Source organism: Streptomyces sp. NBC_01439, assembly GCF_036227605.1.
Classification (GTDB): Bacteria; Actinomycetota; Actinomycetes; order Streptomycetales; family Streptomycetaceae; genus Streptomyces.
Genome location: NZ_CP109487.1, coordinates 4,945,737 through 4,961,357, shown reverse-complemented (window position 1 = coordinate 4,961,357; position 15,621 = coordinate 4,945,737). Strand labels below are relative to the sequence as shown.

Annotated in this window: 13 protein-coding genes and 1 pseudogene; 6 read left to right on the top strand and 8 right to left on the bottom strand. The window is 68.5% G+C overall.

Going from position 1 to position 15,621, the window contains the following annotated elements; translation table 11 throughout:
* Positions 1-2: 2 nt before the first annotated feature.
* Positions 3-1,388 carry a serine hydrolase domain-containing protein gene (locus tag OG207_RS22200; RefSeq protein ID WP_329100217.1) on the bottom strand — a complete coding sequence of 462 codons (1,386 nt, stop codon included), beginning with the start codon at positions 1,386-1,388 and terminating at the stop codon, positions 3-5.
* A 9-nt stretch (positions 1,389-1,397) separates the two neighbouring features.
* Positions 1,398-2,864, bottom strand: a complete 1,467-nt coding sequence (dnaB, locus tag OG207_RS22195; protein ID WP_329107781.1) for a replicative DNA helicase — start codon at positions 2,862-2,864, stop codon at positions 1,398-1,400.
* Positions 2,865-3,316: 452 nt separating this feature from the next.
* Between dnaB and OG207_RS22190 the strand changes: the two genes are divergently transcribed.
* Positions 3,317-4,654 (top strand): MATE family efflux transporter, encoded by a 1,338-nt coding sequence (locus tag OG207_RS22190; RefSeq protein WP_329100216.1) that lies wholly within the window; start codon positions 3,317-3,319, stop codon positions 4,652-4,654.
* A gap of 130 nt (positions 4,655-4,784) precedes the next feature.
* Here the strand turns inward: OG207_RS22190 and rplI are convergent, their stop codons facing one another.
* From rplI to rpsF, 4 genes are all read right to left on the bottom strand, one after another.
* Entirely contained in the window at positions 4,785-5,231 is a 447-nt protein-coding gene (gene rplI / locus OG207_RS22185) for a 50S ribosomal protein L9 (RefSeq protein WP_030008386.1), read from the bottom strand.
* Between the two features lie 18 nt (positions 5,232-5,249).
* Entirely contained in the window at positions 5,250-5,486 is a 237-nt protein-coding gene (gene rpsR / locus OG207_RS22180; protein WP_005315025.1) for a 30S ribosomal protein S18, read from the bottom strand.
* Positions 5,487-5,529: 43 nt separating this feature from the next.
* A complete protein-coding gene (locus tag OG207_RS22175) occupies positions 5,530-6,123 on the bottom strand; it encodes a single-stranded DNA-binding protein (protein ID WP_329100215.1) in 594 nt (197 codons plus the stop codon).
* Between the two features lie 72 nt (positions 6,124-6,195).
* Complete coding sequence (rpsF, locus tag OG207_RS22170; protein ID WP_004950685.1) at positions 6,196-6,486, bottom strand: 30S ribosomal protein S6; 291 nt, start codon at positions 6,484-6,486, stop codon at positions 6,196-6,198.
* A gap of 251 nt (positions 6,487-6,737) precedes the next feature.
* Between rpsF and OG207_RS22165 the strand changes: the two genes are divergently transcribed.
* The 3 genes from OG207_RS22165 (at position 6,738) to OG207_RS22155 (ending at position 9,408) form a co-directional block, all read left to right on the top strand.
* Positions 6,738-7,040: a hypothetical protein gene (locus OG207_RS22165; protein WP_030008388.1), complete on the top strand. Its 303-nt coding sequence runs from the start codon at positions 6,738-6,740 to the stop codon at positions 7,038-7,040.
* 141 nt (positions 7,041-7,181) lie between these two features.
* Positions 7,182-8,300, top strand: a complete 1,119-nt coding sequence (locus tag OG207_RS22160; RefSeq protein WP_329100214.1) for a lipid II:glycine glycyltransferase FemX — start codon at positions 7,182-7,184, stop codon at positions 8,298-8,300.
* 76 nt (positions 8,301-8,376) lie between these two features.
* Complete coding sequence (locus tag OG207_RS22155) at positions 8,377-9,408, top strand: alanine racemase (protein WP_329100213.1); 1,032 nt, start codon at positions 8,377-8,379, stop codon at positions 9,406-9,408.
* Between the two features lie 10 nt (positions 9,409-9,418).
* Here the strand turns inward: OG207_RS22155 and OG207_RS22150 are convergent, their stop codons facing one another.
* Positions 9,419-10,879 (bottom strand): glycosyltransferase family 87 protein, encoded by a 1,461-nt coding sequence (locus tag OG207_RS22150; RefSeq protein WP_329100212.1) that lies wholly within the window; start codon positions 10,877-10,879, stop codon positions 9,419-9,421.
* 93 nt (positions 10,880-10,972) lie between these two features.
* Positions 10,973-13,588 carry a transglycosylase domain-containing protein gene (locus tag OG207_RS22145; RefSeq protein ID WP_329100211.1) on the bottom strand — a complete coding sequence of 872 codons (2,616 nt, stop codon included), beginning with the start codon at positions 13,586-13,588 and terminating at the stop codon, positions 10,973-10,975.
* A 275-nt stretch (positions 13,589-13,863) separates the two neighbouring features.
* Here OG207_RS22145 and OG207_RS22140 point away from each other — a divergent pair.
* A pseudogene (locus tag OG207_RS22140) lies at positions 13,864-14,463 on the top strand (helix-turn-helix transcriptional regulator); the annotation flags it as partial.
* Between the two features lie 52 nt (positions 14,464-14,515).
* Complete coding sequence (locus OG207_RS22135) at positions 14,516-15,598, top strand: inositol-3-phosphate synthase (protein ID WP_189737960.1); 1,083 nt, start codon at positions 14,516-14,518, stop codon at positions 15,596-15,598.
* Positions 15,599-15,621 lie beyond the last annotated feature (23 nt).

Here is a 15,621-nt window from a genome sequence, read left to right as displayed (position 1 = left end):
GGTCAGCCGATGCCCCGCCAGCCCTGCGGGTCCACCCCGCCGGGCACCGGGGCGTCGGCGTCGTACGGCTCCCGGGTGAACACGAAGGACGCCAGGTCGAGATGGCTCACCGAGCCGTCCGCACGGCGCACCGCCCGCAGCGTCTCACCGGCGTAGTAGCCGAAGAGCCCGGTCCAGCTACCGTCCGGCTCCGCCCGGAAACGGGCCGTGCGCCCGCTCGCGCCCACCGGCCCCAGTTCCAGGAGTCCGTCCGAGGTCAGGCGCACCACCTGGGCCGAAGTCCCCCAGTACCAGGGGCCGCACAGTTCGAGCGGCACGTGGTCCGACTCGAGGAACGGCCGCCACGGTCGCGGGAAGCGCGGTTCGGCGTCCGCCACGATCCCCACGAGGTCCACGGCCACGGTCGAGGCCGGAAGGCCCGAGGTGCAGTTCGCCAGCACCACCGCCGCCACGTCGTCCGCCTCGCTCAACCACAGCCCCGCGACGAAGCCCGGCAGCGATCCGCTGTGCCCCGCGAGCCTACGTGCGCCGACCCCCATCAGCTGCATGCCCAGCCCGTAGCCCAGCTCGGCGAGACCGGGCTCCGGCGGCGCGGCCGCCGTGCGCATCTCCCGCACGGACTCGGCGCACAGGACGCGCTCGTCACCGCGCAGCAGGAAGTCTGCGAAGCGCGCCAGGTCCCGGGTCGTGGACCACAGCCGGCCGGCCGCGGCCATCAGCCCCAGGTCTTCCAGCGGTTCGGGCATCATCACGTCCGCCCAGGGATGCACCGCCCAGCCGCCGGCGTGCGGAGCCTGCGGCTCTCCGCCCGTGCGCTTCAGCCCCAGCGGCTCCAACACCTCGATCCGCAGGGCCTCTTCCCAGGACCTTCCGCGTACCGCCTCCACCAGCGAACCCAGCAGGGTGTAACCGGGGTTGGAGTAGTGGTGCCTGGTTCCCGGTGCCAGTTTGAACGGCTCCTCCCCCAGCACGTCGCCGAGCTCGGGCCGCTGCTCCCCGGGGGTGCGCTCCCACCACTCGCCGGGCGTCTCCGCCGCCAACCCGCCGGTGTGGGAGAGCAATTGGGCGATGGTCACCTGACCGGCTCCGGTCCCCGGCAGGTGCTTCTCCAGTGGATCGGTGAGGGAGATCAGACCCTCGTCCCGCAGCCGCATCACGAGAACCGCCGTGAACGTCTTGGTGATCGAACCGATCCGGTACTGCACGTCGCCGTCAGGACCGTGTCCCTCGACCGAGGTCCGGGAGCCCTCCCAGACCACCTCCCCGCCCCGCAGGACGGCCGCCACCACGGACGGCGCGCGCCCTTCGCTCTGCGCGACGGCGATCCGGTGCCTCAGCGCGCGCCTGGTGGCAGGGAGAAGTTCCAGGTCCTCAGCAAGCTCATCCATGAGCGGATGCTACGTGTTGGCCATGTCCACGAAGCGCGAGTAGTGGCCCTGGAAGGCCACCGTGATCGTGGCCGTCGGGCCGTTACGGTGCTTCGCCACGATCAGGTCCGCCTCACCCGCGCGGGGGGACTCCTTCTCGTACGCGTCCTCGCGGTGCAGCAGGATCACCATGTCCGCGTCCTGCTCGATGGAACCCGACTCACGCAGGTCGGAGACCATCGGCTTCTTGTCGGTGCGCTGTTCCGGACCACGGTTCAGCTGGGAGAGCGCGATCACGGGCACCTCCAGCTCCTTCGCCAGCAGCTTGAGGTTTCGTGACATGTCCGAAACCTCCTGCTGACGGCTCTCGGGACGGCGCGAGCCGCCCGACTGCATCAGCTGGAGGTAGTCGATGACCACGAGCGAGAGGTCGTTGCGCTGCTTGAGCCGGCGACATTTGGCCCGGATCTCCATCATCGACAGGTTGGGGGAGTCGTCGATGTAGAGCGGGGCCGCGGAAACGTCCGGCATGCGGCGGGCGAGCCGGGTCCAGTCGTCGTCCGTCATCGTGCCCGAGCGCATGTGGTGGAGCGCGACCCGGGCCTCCGCCGAAAGCAAGCGCATGGCGATCTCGTTGCGCCCCATTTCGAGGGAGAAGATCACGCTGGGCAGGTTGCTCTTGATGGAGCATGCCCGGGCGAAGTCCAGGGCGAGCGTGGACTTGCCCATGGCGGGACGGGCGGCGATGACGATCATCTGGCCCGGGTGCAGGCCGTTGGTCAGCGAGTCCAGGTCCGTGAAGCCGGTGGGAACGCCCGACATCTGGCCGCTGCGGGAGCCGATCGCCTCGATCTCGTCGAGTGCACCCTCCATGATGTCGCCGAGCGGCAGGTAGTCCTCGGAGGTCCGCTGCTCGGTGACGGCGTAGATCTCGGCCTGGGCGCTGTTGACGATCTCGTCGACGTCTCCGTCGGCCGCGTAACCCATCTGCGTGATCTTCGTACCGGCAGCGACCAGGCGGCGCAGGACGGCCCGCTCGTGGACGATCTCCGCGTAGTACTCGGCATTCGCCGCGGTCGGCACGGACTGGACCAGGGTGTGCAGGTACGAGGCCCCGCCCACCTTGCTGATCTCACCGCGCCGGGTCAGCTCGGCACCGATGGTGATCGGGTCGGCCGGCTCGCCCTTGGCGTACAGGTCGAGGATGGCCTGGTAGATCGTCTCGTGCGAGGGCCGGTAGAAGTCGTGGCCCTTGAGGACCTCGACGACATCTGCGATGGCGTCCTTGGAGAGCAGCATGCCGCCCAGCACGGACTGCTCGGCGTCGAGGTCCTGGGGAGGGACGCGCTCGAAGCCGCCGCCACCGTCGGAGTCCCAGGAGCCGCCCTCGCGGCCCCGGTCGTGCTGCTCCTCCCCGCGGCCACGGCCTTCGCCCTTACGGCGCGGACGGGCGGGCAGACGGTCACCCGGACCGCTGTCGGCCCAGGGGTCGTCCATGGGCTCGGGCATGCTCACCGGGCCGCCTCCTCCCGTCCGCAACGCGGACCTCGCCGTGTCACTCTTTCTACGACACGGCTCTGACATTTGGGGCACCCGAATCCGCTGTCGGCGAGTCGGGCAACGAACCACGGTAGGCCCGAGAGCGGCGTCAGCCAATCTTGTTATCCACAGGCTGTGTGGATGACATGTGGATGACGGCGCCAATGCTGTGGGTAACTCGCCGGAAGCTGTGTACGGACCGGGGGATGACGCTGTGGACAAAATCACCCGCGCCACCCGGTTACCCCATCTGACCTGGGCTTTCCTCCCCCAGGGGCGGCGGTGGAGAAAATTCTTGGACACTGCCTCAAGATCGCCTCCAACGAGGTGTGAGGAACGCCCAAGTCAACGCATCAGTAAGGATCCAAAGGTAGTTGCATCCATTACCTGTGGAAGATTAGATTGAGCGCATGACACAGGCTGTCGCAGCACCCAAGGCAGGGCCGGGACGGCACGACCGAGAGATCTTCGCACTCGCTCTCCCTGCCTTCGGCGCACTCGTCGCCGAGCCCCTCTTCGTGATGGCCGACAGCGCCATCGTGGGACACCTCGGAACCCCCCAACTGGCCGGTCTCGGCATCGCCGCCGCGGTACTCACCACCGCCGTGAGCGTCTTCGTCTTCCTCGCCTACGCCACCACCGCGGCCGTCTCCCGCCTCGTCGGCGCAGGAGACCTCCAGGCAGCCATCCGACAGGGGATCGACGGCATCTGGCTCGCCCTCCTACTGGGCGCGGCCGTCGTCGCCGTCGTGCTTCCCGCGACCCCCTCACTGGTCTCGCTCTTCGGGGCCTCCGACGCGGTCGCCCCGTACGCGATCACCTATCTGCGGATCTCCGCCCTCGGCATCCCGGCCATGCTCATGGTCCTGGCCGCCACCGGGGTCATCCGCGGCCTCCAGGACACCCGTACGCCGCTCTACGTCGCCATCGGCGGCTTCGCCCTCAACGCGGGCCTGAACGTCGCCCTGGTCTACGGTGCGGGGCTCGGCATCGCCGGCTCCGCCTGGGGCACGGTCATCGCCCAGTGCGCCATGGCCGCCGCCTACCTCGTCGTGGTCGTCCGCGGCGCCCGGCGCCACGGAGCCTCGCTGCGCCCCGACCCCTCGGGCATCCGGGCCTGCGCCCAGGCGGGTGCTCCACTGCTGGTCCGCACCCTGTCGCTGCGCGCGATCCTGATGATCGCCACCGCCGTGGCCGCCCGGCTCGGCGACGCCGACATCGCCGCCCACCAGATCCTGCTCTCCCTGTGGAGCCTGCTCGCCTTCGCCCTGGACGCCATAGCGATCGCCGGGCAGGCGATCATCGGCCGCTACCTGGGCGCGGGCGACACCGACGGCGCCAAGGCCGTCTGCCGCCGCATGGTGCAGTGGGGGATCGTCTCGGGCGTCGCACTCGGCCTGCTCGTCGTCCTGGCCCGCCCGGTGTTCATCCCGCTGTTCACCAGCGATCCGGCCGTCGAGGCCGCCCTGCTGCCGGCCCTCCTGGTCGTGGCCCTCTCCCAGCCCGTCTCCGGCATCGTCTTCGTACTCGACGGGGTCCTGATGGGCGCCGGTGACGGCCGCTACCTGGCCCGGGCCATGCTCCTGACGTTGGCCGCCTTCGCCCCGGCCGCACTGCTCGTGCCGATCCTCGGAGGCGGCGTCACGGCGCTCTGGTGGGCCATGACGCTGATGATGGTGGTCCGAATGATCACCCTCCGGCTGCGCGCCGGATCGGGACGGTGGCTGGTCTCGGGAGCCACCCGCTAGCACGCCGCCGGACCCCGTGGTGTTTCACGTGAAACACCACGGGCCGGCACCAGCGCGTTTCACGTGAAACACCGCCGAACAACGACGAAGGGCCGCACCCCCATGGGGTGCGGCCCTTCGAGCGCAGCCCTTAGGCGGCGACGACCTCGATGCCCACGTTCGCGGCCACGTCGGCGTGCAGACGCACGGAGACCTGGTACGAACCGAGGGTCTTGATCGGGGAGCCGAGCTCCACGCGGCGCTTGTCGACCTTCGGGCCACCCGAGGACTCGATCGCCGTGGCGATGTCGGCCGGGGTCACGGAACCGAAGAGACGACCGGCGTCACCCGCGCGGGTGGCCAGACGGACCTTCACACCCTCGAGCTTGGCCTTGACCTCGTTGGCCTGCTCGATGGTCGCGATCTCGTGGATCTTGCGGGCGCGGCGGATCTGCGCCACGTCCTTCTCGCCACCCTTGGTCCAGCGGATCGCGAAACCACGCGGGACCAGGTAGTTGCGAGCGTAACCGTCCTTGACGTCGACGACATCGCCGGCGGCACCGAGGCCAGAAACCTCGTGGGTCAGGATGATCTTCATTAGTCGGTCACCCTTTCCTTATCGCGCGGTGGACGTGTAGGGCAGCAGCGCCATCTCACGGCTGTTCTTGACGGCCGTGGCGACGTCACGCTGGTGCTGCGTGCAGTTGCCGGTAACGCGGCGGGCACGGATCTTGCCACGGTCGGAAATGAACTTCCGCAGCATGTTCGTGTCCTTGTAGTCCACGTACGCGGTCTTGTCCTTGCAGAATGCGCAGACCTTCTTCTTAGGCTTGCGCACAGGCGGCTTCGCCATTGTGTCTCTCCTGTGTGATCAAGAAGTGGGGATGCGAGCTGCCCTAGAAGGGCGGCTCGTCCGAGTAGCCACCGCCGGAGCCGCCAGAGCTTCCGCCCCAACCGCCCCCGCCGCCGCCCTGCTGCTGCTGGCCACCGGCCGGCGCGCTGGACGCCCACGGGTCGTCGGAGGGAGCTCCGCCGCCCTGCTGCTGGCCACCGGGGGCTCCGCCCCAGTTGCCACCGCCGCCGCCCTGCTGCTGACCGCCGCCGTACCCACCCTGGCCACCGCGACCGGTGGTCTTGGCGACCTTGGCCGTGGCGTTCTTCAGGCTGGGGCCGACTTCCTCGACGTCCAGCTCGTAGACCGTGCGCTTGACACCCTCACGGTCCTCGTACGACCGCTGCCTCAGCCGGCCCTGCACGATGACGCGCATGCCTCGCTGAAGGGACTCGGCGACGTTCTCCGCCGCCTGCCGCCACACCGAGCAGGTCAGGAACAGGCTCTCGCCGTCCTTCCACTCATTGGTCTGACGGTCGAAGGTGCGGGGGGTGGACGCGACACGGAACTTCGCGACCGCCGCACCCGAGGGGGTGAAGCGCAGCTCGGGGTCGTCGACGAGATTGCCGACGACCGTGATGACGGTCTCGCCTGCCATGGATGAACCTCTCGGCGGGGATTGCTGCTGGGCTGCTGTGCTACTCGATCCCGATTACCGCTGAACCGAAGTTCAGTGGGTCTCGGGGCGAAGGACCTTGGTCCGGAGAACCGACTCGTTCAGGTTCATCTGTCGGTCAAGCTCCTTGACGACCGCAGGCTCGGCCTGGAGGTCGATGACCGAGTAGATGCCCTCGGGCTTCTTCTTGATCTCGTAAGCGAGACGACGACGGCCCCAGGTGTCGACCTTCTCGACCTTTCCGTTGCCCTCACGGACGACGGAGAGGAAGTTCTCGATCAGCGGGGAGACAGCGCGCTCCTCGAGATCGGGGTCGAGGATGACCATCACTTCGTAGTGACGCATGTGGAACCCACCTCCTTTGGACTCAGCGGCCACGGTCGTTCCGTGGCAGGAGGGTCGTGATGCGTGAGCACGGCGTCCGCAGAGCAGACACCGCGCAGCTGTACAGACTACCTGCTCGCGTCCTTCCGGTTGAAATCCGGCGGGAGAGGGCCACAATCTGTATCCATCGGGTGTGCTCGGTGCTATGCCCTCGGCCCCTTGCCGGAGGCAGCCCGCAGCACCGCCAGCTTCAGCCAGGAGGTGCCCTTCCGATGGCACAGGCAATGCGGCCCCCTCAGATCTCGCTGCTCTCCACCGACGGCAAGCCCCATCCGCTGCAGGACACCCTGATGGCGGTCACTCTGACCCTCGGCGCCGTGGCGTTCGTCACGGCCTTCTTCCACAACCTTCACCTGATCAGCTCGTGGGCCGGGCTGATCGGAATCCTCACCGGCGCGTACGGACAGTTCGTCTCCGTCACGACACGCGAGCGCTTCGCGCTGATCATCGGCCTTGGCGCGTCTGCCATCGGCTTCTACCTCGGCATGTTCCACGGCGGCCTCTTCGGCGGATGACCGGGCTGACCGGGACACCTCCTCGGCAGGGCGCCGGCCACGCACCGGTCCGGGCCCACGGCCCGTCCCCCAGAAGGGTGGCGCCCCTGTCGCAGTAGGCTTCGCGCCATAGCAGCGAAGCCGCCGGAGGAGACGCCCCGCATGAGCCTGTCCCTGAGGACCATCAGCCGAGAGCAGCATCTGGGTTACCTCCAGAGCCTGCCCTCGGCGAGCCACTGCCAGGTCCCGGCGTGGGCCGACGTGAAGAACGAGTGGCGTTCCGAGAACCTCGGATGGTTCAACGAGTCCGACGAACTCGTCGGAGCGGCCCTCGTGTTGTACCGCCAGCTGCCCAAGGTGAAGCGCTACCTCGCGTACCTCCCCGAGGGGCCGGTCATCAACTGGTACGCCCCGAACTTGGAGGAATGGCTCCAGCCGATGCTGGCCCACCTCAAGCAGCAGGGCGCCTTCACCGTGAAGATGGGTCCGCCCGTCGTCATCCGCCGCTGGAACTCGACCGCCATCAAGGCCGGTATCCAGGACCCGAACGTGAAGCGCCTGCGCGACGTGGAGGCCTCGGTCATCGAGCCCCGCGCCTTCGAGGTGTCGGACAAGCTGCGCCGCATGGGCTGGCAGCAGGCCGAGGACGGCGGCGCCGGCTTCGGCGACGTCCAGCCGCGCTACGTCTTCCAGGTACCGCTTGCCAACCGCTCGCTGGACGACGTCCTCAAGGGCTTCAACCAGCTGTGGCGCCGCAACATCAAGAAGGCCGAGAAGGCCGGTGTCGAGGTCGTCCAGGGCGGCTACGACGACCTGTCGACCTGGCAGCACCTGTACGAGATCACGGCCGAGCGCGACAAGTTCCGCCCGCGCCCCCTCAGCTACTTCCAGCGCCAGTGGACGGCCCTCAACTCCGAGGACCCCAACCGGATGCGCCTGTACATCGCCACGCACGAGGGAGAGCCGCTGGCCGCCGCCACGATGCTCACCGTCGGCCAGCACGTCTGGTACTCGTACGGCGCCTCCGCCAACCACAAGCGCGAGGTCCGCCCCTCGAACGCGATGCAGTGGCGCATGCTGCGCGACTCGTACGCGCTCGGCGCAAGCGTGTATGACCTGCGCGGCATTTCTGACACGCTGGACGAGAACAATCACCTGTTCGGTCTGATCCAGTTCAAGGTCGGTACCGGCGGCGAGGCCGTGGAGTACGTCGGCGAGTGGGACTTCCCGCTCAACAAGATGCTGCACAAGGCCCTCGACATCTACATGTCGCGCCGCTGACCGGCTCCACCCCGCCCCACACGTACACACAGCACCGCTGCACCACGCAGCTTCTCAGGAGAGGTTCCGGACGGGCATGGCGCTCACGCTCTACGTCGACACCGCGCGCTGGCGTGCGCACCAGAAGCAGATCCAGGACCAGTTCCCCGGGCTGGTCCCGGTCTGCAAGGGCAACGGCTACGGCTTCGGCCACGAGCGGCTCTGCGAGGAGGCGACCCGCATGGGCGCCGACATCCTGGCCGTGGGTACGACGTACGAGGCCTCCAGCATCAAGGACTGGTTCGGCGGCGACCTGCTCGTCCTCACCCCGTTCCGACGGGGCGAGGACCCGGTGCCGCTGCCCGACCGGGTCATCCGATCGGTCGCGTCGCTCGACGGGGTACGCGGTCTGGTGGGGGCCAGGGTGGTCATCGAGTGCATGAGCTCGATGCGCCGCCACGGCATCTCCGAGCAGGACCTCGGCCAGCTGCACGCCGCCATCGAGGACGTCCGGCTGGAGGGCTTCGCCCTGCACCTGCCCCTGGACCGCCCGGACGGCTCGGACGCCGTCGAGGAGGTCATCGGCTGGATGGACCGGCTGCGCGCGGCCCGCCTGCCGCTGCACACCATGTTCGTCAGCCACCTGCGGGCCGCGGAGCTCGCACGGCTGCAGCAGCAGTTCCCGCAGACCCGTTTCCGGGCACGGATCGGCACCCGGCTGTGGCTGGGCGACCACGAGGCCACCGAGTACCGCGGCGCGGTCCTCGACGTCACGCGCGTGGCCAAGGGCGACCGGTTCGGCTACCGGCAGCAGAAGGCGGCGTCCGACGGCTGGCTGGTCGTGGTCGCCGGCGGTACCTCGCACGGGGTGGGCCTGGAGGCCCCGAAGGCGCTCCACGGCGTGATGCCGCGCGCCAAGGGCGTCGCCCGGGCGGGTCTGGCCACGGTCAACCGGAACCTTTCGCCCTTCGTCTGGGCGGGCAAGCAGCGCTGGTTCGCGGAGCCGCCGCACATGCAGGTGTCGATCCTGTTCGTGCCCTCGGACGCGACCGAGCCGAAGGTCGGCGACGAGCTGGTGGCGCACCTGCGCCACACCACCACGCAGTTCGACCGGGTGCTCGACGCCTGAGTCCGACCGGTCAGTCCCGGGCGCTCGCGCCCCAGGCGACCCGCTGTCCATCCGAGGGCGTCGCGTACTGCGGCGCCCTCGCCGCGTCTGACAGCACGAACACGTCCTCCGCGCCGTCCAGGACGCCACCGGAGGGGTCGTCCGAGCCGTCCAGGCGCACCATGTCCCGCTCGGGCATCAGGATGTCCCGGACGATGACCGCGCACAGGTACAGGGTGGTCAGCACGTGGGCGGTGATCGCCAGCTGGTAGCCCTCCACGGGCAGGCCCTGGTGCTTGTCACCGCTGGCCGTGTAGGCGAGGTAGAACCAGATCCCGAGGAAGTACACGACCTCGCCGGCCTGCCAGATCAGGAAGTCCCGCCAGCGCGGTCGGGCCAGTGCGGCGAGCGGGATGAGCCATAGCACGTACTGCGGCGAGTAGACCTTGTTGCACAGGATGAAGGCGGCGACGACGAGGAAGGCCAGCTGTGCGAAGCGGGGCCGGCGCGGGGCGGTCAGGGTGAGCAGTCCGACGGCCCCGCACAGCAGGAGCGTCAACCCGGTCGCGTAGGTGTTGGCGCCCTCCAGCGAGTTGCCCGTGCGCTGGGAGATCAACAGCCACACCGACCCGTAGTCGATGGGCCGTTCCTGGCTGAAGGTGTAGAACTTCTTCCAGCCGTCCCACGCGAAGAGCATGACCGGCAGGTTGACCATCAGCCAGGCTCCGGCCGCTCCGAGTGCGGCGGCGGCGAAGGCACGCCACTTCCCGGCCCGCCAGCAGAGCACGAACAGCGCCCCGAGCAGCAGTACGGGGTAGAGCTTGGCGGCGGTGGCCAGGCCGATGAGGACACCGAAGAGGACCGTCCGGCCGCGGGACCACATGAGCATCCCGGCGGCGGTCAGGGCGATGGCCAGCAGGTCCCAGTTGATCGTCGCCGTCAGGGCGAAGGCGGGCGCCAGGGCGAAGAGCAGGGCGTCCCAGGGGCGGCGACGGTGGGTGCGGGCGACGCACACGGCGATGACGGCCGCGCAGGCCATCAGCATGCCCGCGTTGACCATCCAGTACATCTGTTCACGGTGCTGCATGGAGCCGTTGCTGGGGGTCAGCCAGGAGGCGACCTCCATGAAGAGCCCGGTGAGCACCGGGTACTCCAGGTACTCCATGTCGCCGGGGAGCCGGTCGAAGTAAGGCGTCAGGTTGTCGGAGAAGCCCCGTACCGCGTACAGGTGCGGGATGTCGGAGTAGCAGGCGTGGGTGTACTGCGAGCCCGCCCCCCGGAACCACGCCCAGTCGTAGCAGGGCAGCTTCTGGACCATGCCGAGCGCGAACATGCCGATGGCGATGAGCGCCACGACCCGGACCGGCCCCAGCCAGTGCCCGCCGAGCCGGGCGTAGCGGCCGAGCGGGCCGCCGATGAGCTCACTACCGGCTGCGGCGACCTCGTCCTGCTGCGTCGGCAGTACGGGGCTGTCCTCGTGCACCTTGGTCATGGGCTCATCCTGCCGTACCGGACCGAACATGGGGGAAGGCCGTCGCACCGGGGGTGCGACGGCCTTCCTCGACTCACGGAGCGGTGGTACGGGTCACTCGGGGACGGAGTCGTTGACCCCGCCGGTGATGCCGCCCGGGCGTCCCGGTTTGCCGGTCGGCGTCGGGGACGGTGATCCGGTGGACCCGCCGATCACGCCGGTGCTGGTGCCGGACGTGTTGCCGGAGTTGGTGCCGGTGCCGGTGCTGGTGCCGCTGTTGGCGCCTCCGTTGGTGGTCCCCCGCGTGGTGTCCGGGTCGCAGTACAGCTTCCACGGCGGGCAGGTCGGCCGACCGCCCTTGGACGGGGAGGGCGACGCCGGCGGGGAGCTCGGCGGCTGCGTCGACGGGGAGGGGGACGCCGGGGCGACGACCGAGGGCGTGGGGGAGGGGGCGCCTGCGGAGTCGGCGGTCACGCCGATGTCCTCGGCCTCCGGGAACTGCTTGACCGGGAGACCCTTGAGCGCTTCGCCCATGTACTCGGTCCAGATCTCGGCCGGGATGTCACCACCGTGGAGGGAGGGGATGTCGCCCACGCCCCTCATGGAGATCAACTTCTTGTCCGGCGAGTTGGGGTCGGTGCGGAAGAGGACCACCGAGGTGGACAGCTCCGGGGTGTAGCCGACGAACCAAGCCGACTTGTTCTCGTCCGTGGTACCGGTCTTGCCCGCGGCGGGCCGGCCCAGCTTCTGGACCTTCTTGCCGGTGCCGTTCTCGACGACGTTCTCCAGCACCTTGGTGATGTTGTCGGCCACGGCGCTGTCCATGGCCCGCTGGTCCTTGGGGGCCTCGAAGCCCGACAGCTTCTCGCCGTCCTTCTCGACCTCGGTCACCGAGAACGGCTCGCGGTGCGTGCCGGAGGCGGCGAAGGTCGCGTACGAGTCGGCCATGCGGATGGCGCTCGGGGTGGAGGTACCGAGGGCGAAGGAGGCGTCGTTGTTCGGGTTGACCGACTCCTCCAGGATGCCCGTGGACTTGGCCACGGCCCTGACCTTGTCGTGGCCGACATCGAAGACGAGCTGGGCGAACGGGACGTTGATGGACTTCTCCATCGCCTCGTTGAGGGTCACGTACCCGAAGGAGGTGGGGCTCTCGTTCTTCTGCTTGAACGGCGCGCCCGACGCGTCGCGCAGGGGCTTGCCCTCACGGTTGTTGATCACGGTGAGGTCATTGGCCATGTACTTGCTGTCGGCCGAGATGCCCTTGCCCTTGGAGTTCTGGGTGCCGTACTCCATCGCCGCCGCCAGCACGTACGGCTTCCAGGTCGAGCCGACCGGGACACCGCTGGAGTTGGCGTTGTTGCTGAAGTACTTGTGGTCCCAGCCCGGGCCGCCGTACAGGGCGACGAGGGCCCCGGTCTTCACGTCCACCGAGGCCGCGCCGAACTGTACGAAGGTGTCCGTCTCGGGGCGGCCCTTCTCGTCGATGAACCCGTTGCGGGTGTCCTCGACCGCCTTGACCATGGCGTCCACCCTCGGCTTCTGGAAGGTGGTCTTGATCCGGTAGCCGCCCATGGCCATCTGCTCGGGGGTGATGCCCTTGGTCTTCATCACGTAGGCCTTGGCCGTGTCGACCAGGTAGCCGATCTGGCCGGTCATGCCGCGGGCCTGCTCCGACTCGACCCGCGGGGGGAAGTCCGCGTCCGTGAACTTCGCCCGCTCGGCCTTGTCCATCCGGCCGACCTCGACCTCACGGTCCAGCACCCAGCTCCAGCGCTCCCGGGCCCGCTTCTCGTTGAGGGCGGGGGTGGCCGCGGCGCCAATGCCGCCGTCCGGGTTGTAGAGGTTGGGACCCTTCAGCACGGCGGCCAGGAAGGCGCACTCGGAGGGGTTCAGGTCCTGGCTGTCCTTGCCGAAGTAGGCGCGGGCCGCGGCCTGGATGCCGTAGGCGTCCCGCCCGTAGTAGGCGGTGTTCAGGTAGCCGGCGAGGACCTTGTCCTTCTCCTCGGTGACACCCAGCCTTATCGCGATGAAGAGCTCGGTGGCCTTCCGCTTGAGCGTCTGGTCGGAGTCCAGGTACGTGTTCTTCACGTACTGCTGGGTGATCGTCGAGCCGCCCTGGGTCGAGCCGCCCGTGGCCATGTTCCACACGGCGCGGCCGACACCCATCGGGTCCACGCCCTTGTCCGTCTCGAAGGACTCGTTCTCCGCCGAGATCACGGCGTCCCTCATCGACCGGGGGATGCTGGAGATGGGCACGATCTGCCGGTTCATCGAACCGCCCGTCGCCACCATCTGGCTGCCGTCGGCCCAGTAGAAGACGTTGTTCTGCGCCTGGGCTGCCTTGTTCGGGTCCGGGTTGCTCACCATGGCGATACCGATGCCGGTGCCGGCCGTGATGACCGCGAAGAAGCCCAGGGCCGAGCCGGCGACGAACTTCCAGGACGGCACGAAGCGCTTCCAGCCGTCTCTGTCGGACCGCGGGTAGTTGATGAGCCGCTTGTCGCGCGTGGCGGCGCCGGCTCCTCTCCCGCGGCCGCTGCCTCTCTGGGCGGCTCGGCGGGCATCGGCACGGCTGCCCTGGGAGGGCTGCGGTGCGTACGGGCCGCTGTACGACGCCGTAGGGACGTCACGTCCGGCCGCGCCCCTTCCGGGGCGCGGCTGGGCGGCGCGGCGGGCTGAGGCGCGCCCACCGCCTTCGGGCTGCGGCAGTTTGCGACGGTGCTCGCTCATCGAACGACTACTCCTCGGGCAGGCGAGTGGCCTGGAAGCGGCAGATTAGTTCCGGTACCCCCCGGTGTCATGGCGCACAGACTACGCACGCTCAAAACGCGCTCAGTGCCGAAGTTCACCCCAAATCAGGCAACCTGCCTGGTGCGAATTGGTGATGTGACACCGGTCACCATGTCTCCCCTTGTCGATCAGAGCGCCCCGTTCTATCGTCTGGATGTATCGAGTCGATACATCAGCTCGACATAAAGACTCAGGGGCGGAGGAGGGGCAGGCGGATGAGCAGACGCTCAGGCATCCTCGAGTTCGCCGTCCTCGGCCTGCTTCGCGAATCCCCCATGCACGGTTACGAGCTGCGCAAGCGGCTCAACACCTCGCTGGGGGTGTTCAGAGCCTTCAGCTACGGGACGCTCTACCCCTGCCTCAAAACGCTGGTCGCCAACGGCTGGTTGATCGAAGAGCCGGGCAACGCCCCGGAGGACGCTCTCGCCGCTTCACTCGCAGGGCGCCGCGCCAAGATCGTCTACCGGTTGACGGCCGCGGGTAAGGAGCACTTCGAGGAGCTGCTCTCCCACACGGGCCCCGACACCTGGGAGGACGAGTCCTTCGCCGCCCGCTTCGCCTTCTTCGGCCAGACCGAACGAGACGTCCGCATGCGGGTACTGGAGGGCCGCCGCAGCCGGCTGGAGGAGCGTCTGGAGAAGATGCGTGCCTCGATCGCCCGGACGCGGGAGCGTCTCGACGACTACACGCTCGAGCTGCAGCGGCACGGCATGGAGTCCGTGGAGCGCGAAGTGCGCTGGCTGAACGAGCTCATCGAGAGTGAGCGGGCGGGACGGGATCGGAGACGATCCGGTCCGTCCAACGAAACTGAAAAATGAGGCCTGCACCTCGCAGGCCTCGTCCGAGAACAAACAGGGAGCAACCGGAATGGGTTCGGTTCGCGTAGCCATCGTCGGCGTAGGCAACTGCGCCGCCTCGCTGGTGCAGGGCGTCGAGTACTACAAGGACGCCGACCCGGCGGCCAAGGTCCCCGGTCTGATGCACGTCCAGTTCGGCGACTACCACGTGCGTGACATCGAGTTCGTCGCCGCGTTCGACGTCGACGCGAAGAAGGTCGGCCTCGATCTTTCGGACGCCATCGGCGCCAGCGAGAACAACACCATCAAGATCTGCGACGTCCCGAACGCCGGTGTGACCGTCCAGCGCGGCCACACCTACGACGGCCTGGGCAAGTACTACCGCATGACGATCGAGGAGTCCGCCGAGGCTCCGGTCGACGTGGTCCAGGTCCTCAAGGACCGCGAGGTCGACGTCCTGATCTGCTACCTGCCCGTCGGTTCCGAGGACGCGGCGAAGTTCTACGCCCAGTGCGCCATCGACGCCAAGGTCGCCTTCGTCAACGCCCTCCCGGTCTTCATCGCCGGCACCAAGGAGTGGGCGGACAAGTTCACCGAGGCCGGTGTCCCGATCGTCGGCGACGACATCAAGTCGCAGGTCGGCGCCACCATCACGCACCGCGTGATGGCGAAGCTGTTCGAGGACCGCGGTGTCCGTCTTGAGCGCACCATGCAGCTCAACGTCGGCGGCAACATGGACTTCAAGAACATGCTCGAGCGCGACCGCCTCGAGTCGAAGAAGATCTCCAAGACCCAGGCCGTCACCTCGCAGATCCCCGACCGTGAGCTCGGCGAGAAGAACGTCCACATCGGCCCGTCCGACTACGTCGCGTGGCTCGACGACCGCAAGTGGGCCTACGTCCGCCTGGAAGGTCGCGCCTTCGGCGACGTCCCGCTGAACCTCGAGTACAAGCTCGAGGTGTGGGACTCCCCGAACTCGGCCGGTGTCATCATCGACGCCCTGCGCGCCGCGAAGATCGCCAAGGACCGCGGCATCGGCGGCCCGATCCTGTCGGCGTCCAGCTACTTCATGAAGTCCCCGCCGGTGCAGTACTTCGACGACGAGGCCCTGGCCAACGTCGAGAAGTTCATCAAGGGCGAGGTCGAGCGCTAACCGAACCCACGGGTCTTCACGAC

Excerpts from the sequence above, each read along its gene's own strand:
- rpsR (WP_005315025.1), bottom strand. The coding sequence starts at position 5,486 with ATGGCGAAGCCGCCTGTGCGCAAGCCTAAGAAGAAGGTCTGCGCATTC.
- rplI (WP_030008386.1), bottom strand. The coding sequence starts at position 5,231 with ATGAAGATCATCCTGACCCACGAGGTTTCTGGCCTCGGTGCCGCCGGC.
- OG207_RS22175 (WP_329100215.1), bottom strand. The coding sequence starts at position 6,123 with ATGGCAGGCGAGACCGTCATCACGGTCGTCGGCAATCTCGTCGACGAC.
- OG207_RS22155 (WP_329100213.1), top strand. The coding sequence starts at position 8,377 with ATGGCGCTCACGCTCTACGTCGACACCGCGCGCTGGCGTGCGCACCAG.
- OG207_RS22145 (WP_329100211.1), bottom strand. The coding sequence starts at position 13,588 with ATGAGCGAGCACCGTCGCAAACTGCCGCAGCCCGAAGGCGGTGGGCGC.
- OG207_RS22200 (WP_329100217.1), bottom strand. The coding sequence starts at position 1,388 with ATGGATGAGCTTGCTGAGGACCTGGAACTTCTCCCTGCCACCAGGCGC.
- OG207_RS22165 (WP_030008388.1), top strand. The coding sequence starts at position 6,738 with ATGGCACAGGCAATGCGGCCCCCTCAGATCTCGCTGCTCTCCACCGAC.
- rpsF (WP_004950685.1), bottom strand. The coding sequence starts at position 6,486 with ATGCGTCACTACGAAGTGATGGTCATCCTCGACCCCGATCTCGAGGAG.
- OG207_RS22190 (WP_329100216.1), top strand. The coding sequence starts at position 3,317 with ATGACACAGGCTGTCGCAGCACCCAAGGCAGGGCCGGGACGGCACGAC.
- OG207_RS22135 (WP_189737960.1), top strand. The coding sequence starts at position 14,516 with ATGGGTTCGGTTCGCGTAGCCATCGTCGGCGTAGGCAACTGCGCCGCC.
- dnaB (WP_329107781.1), bottom strand. The coding sequence starts at position 2,864 with ATGGACGACCCCTGGGCCGACAGCGGTCCGGGTGACCGTCTGCCCGCC.
- OG207_RS22160 (WP_329100214.1), top strand. The coding sequence starts at position 7,182 with ATGAGCCTGTCCCTGAGGACCATCAGCCGAGAGCAGCATCTGGGTTAC.
- OG207_RS22150 (WP_329100212.1), bottom strand. The coding sequence starts at position 10,879 with ATGACCAAGGTGCACGAGGACAGCCCCGTACTGCCGACGCAGCAGGAC.